Consider the following 628-nt stretch of genomic DNA (forward strand, 5'->3'; position numbering starts at 1 on the left):
GCTTGGTCAACCGTAAGCTGCCCACCGCCTTGCATGTCCAGCTTCATACCAGCCGCACTGCCTTGAAGCGCGTAGCTAAGATTGTTTACTTTATCGAATTCAAACGTATCTAAGCCAATTTTTGCCGATTCAATAGTGTTGTTTGGATCAGTGTACGTCGCATCAACATTGATGTTCTTCAACGCATAACTGGTAAGACCTTTCGCCAGTTTAAAGTCTGCCTTACCTTCTGCTGTAAACTTCTGGTCATTCATTTCGCCTTTCACACCAAAGTCAGCTGTCGTCCAGCTGTCAAAAGCAAATTCAGAAAGGTTCAACGATACATCATACAGCTTGGTGTAATTGCCGGCTTGCTTGTCTTGAATTTCTAGTGAGCCATTAGAAACCGTAACACCAGCCAGGTTGATACTCCAATCTGAGCCTTCAGACTGCGATTCACCACTTTGATCTGGTGCAGTATCATTCGGTTGCTCTGCTTGTTGAGTTTGCGCTTTCGTTAAAGCATCAATGTTCTTGCTGCCGTCTTTCTTCGTTTCAACGTAGAACTCCGCACCATCTAAAGTAATGTTACCGATTTCAAGTTGTTTGCTAAAAAGTGGTGTGACAGAAACATCAACACCGACAGTGT

At 44.1% G+C, this 628-nt stretch carries 1 protein-coding gene; it reads right to left on the minus strand.

Going from position 1 to position 628, the window contains the following annotated elements:
* A partial coding sequence (locus R7Q46_RS28005; RefSeq protein WP_318078412.1) for an AsmA family protein occupies window positions 1–628 on the minus strand: 628 nt, incomplete at both ends.

It is taken from the genome of Vibrio sp. 811 (assembly GCF_033339195.1).